Here is a 1,639-nt window from a genome sequence, read left to right as displayed (position 1 = left end):
TTCGTCAGCAGCTCGGGGTCGTACAGCAGGACACCGTTGTTGTCGGGCTCGCCATGGAAGCAGTGATGCATCGCTGCCGAGCGTCCGATGAACGAGCCGTCCGAGGCGATCTTGACCGGCCCGACCCCCAGGCGGTCGTCGCCCAGGCCCGTGCGGATGCCGAGATCGAGCCCGAGCCAGTCGGTCTCCGGCAGTCCGTCCAGCTGGTGCAGGGTCGTGATGTACGGCATCAGCGTCATGCGCACCTGCAGCCTGCCGGCCTCCACGGCCGTCTGATAGCCGTGGAAATCGGCGGGGCTGTTGCCGATCATCCGCCAATCGCCGCTGCCGGGCTCCACGACCGATGTCAGACCGTAGCTCACGGCCTGCCTGCTCGCGAGTTCCAGGTGATGGTGCAGATCCTCCAGGGGGATGGGGCGCACGACGCGGTACAGCAGCGACATCGCGTTCTCCTGCAGGAGCCCGAGGGGACGCCCGGCATCGTCTCGAGGGATGTTCCCGCCCGCGACGTCGGGCACGTCGACGCGACCGGGGAAGCCGGCCAGCTCGAACGCCCTCGTGTTGGCCACGGTCATGTGGGCCGAGACGTGCTCGAGCAGCACAGGACGACCGCCGGCGACGCGATCCAGCGCCTCAGCGGTGGGATGGGCGCCGAGCACGTTCTGGTCGTAGCCGGAGCCACGCACCCAGGCATCCGCAGGCAGTTCGGCGGCACGCCGGCGCACGGCCTCGTAGAGCGCGTCGAGGTCGTCGATCCGGCCGGGACGCAGGTCCAGTGCGGCGAGCCGGGCGCCCGTGAGCGACATGTGGTGATGGGCATCGTGGAAGCCGGGCAGGACGGGGCGGCCACCCAGGTCGATGACGCGATCGGCCGTGACGCCTTCGAGGTCGCCGTCGAGCCCGACGATGCGGCCGCCCAGGACGCCGAGAGCGGACGCCTCGGGCCGAGAGGGGTCGAGAGTGCGGAAGCGGCCGTTCGTGTACAGCGCGTCGATGCGCAAGCGGTTCTCCTTCGAGCGGGGTGCGGGCAGACGGGCGGGTGCTCAGCGGGTCGCCTGCGCCACGGGCGCGGCGCTCTCGCCCGCGCGCCGGTCGACCGCGCGCTTCAGGCCCCACACGCCGACGATGGTCAACGCGACCCAGACGGCGTAGAACACGGCCACCGCCCAGGGGTTGTTGCCCGAGGCGTTCAGGATCCCCTGCGCGATCAGGGGCGTGGACCCGCCGAACACGGTCGCGCACAGCTGATAGGCGAGCGAGATGCCGGAGTAGCGGATGTGAGCGGGGAAGGCCGCCGCAAGCTGGGAGGCAAGCAGCGCGTAGTACGCGGTGCCGCCGATCGTGCTGACGACGAGGCCCGCGGTGATCCACACGGGGTCGGCCGACGAGATGGCGAGGAAGAAGGGCACGATGTTGGCGAATGCGAGCAGCAGCCCGGCCAGCATGACGCGCTCGATGCCGAACCGCTCGGCGATCTTCGCGGCGACCGGCTGCCACACGAACTGCAGCACTGCGATGCCGAGCGTGATGTTGAGCATGAGCTGGCGCTCGATGCCCAGCGGGCCCGTTGCCCACGAGAGCAGGAAGGTGTTGTTGAAGTACGCCATCGCGATGCCCATGATCGACGCGAGGACGCCGA

General features: G+C 69.9%; 1 protein-coding gene and 1 pseudogene. Both read right to left on the bottom strand.

The annotated features are described in order from the left end of the window. Positions 1-1,001, bottom strand: a 1,001-nt coding sequence (locus tag RIN43_RS16215) for an amidohydrolase family protein (protein WP_309129958.1), incomplete at its 3' end; no start/stop codon positions are given. Between the two features lie 42 nt (positions 1,002-1,043). Then, positions 1,044-1,639: pseudogene (locus RIN43_RS16210) on the bottom strand (MFS transporter); the annotation flags it as partial.

It is taken from the genome of Microbacterium sp. (genome assembly GCF_031178445.1).
Taxonomy (GTDB): domain Bacteria; phylum Actinomycetota; class Actinomycetes; order Actinomycetales; family Microbacteriaceae; genus Microbacterium.
This window is presented reverse-complemented; position numbering and strand designations above follow the sequence as displayed.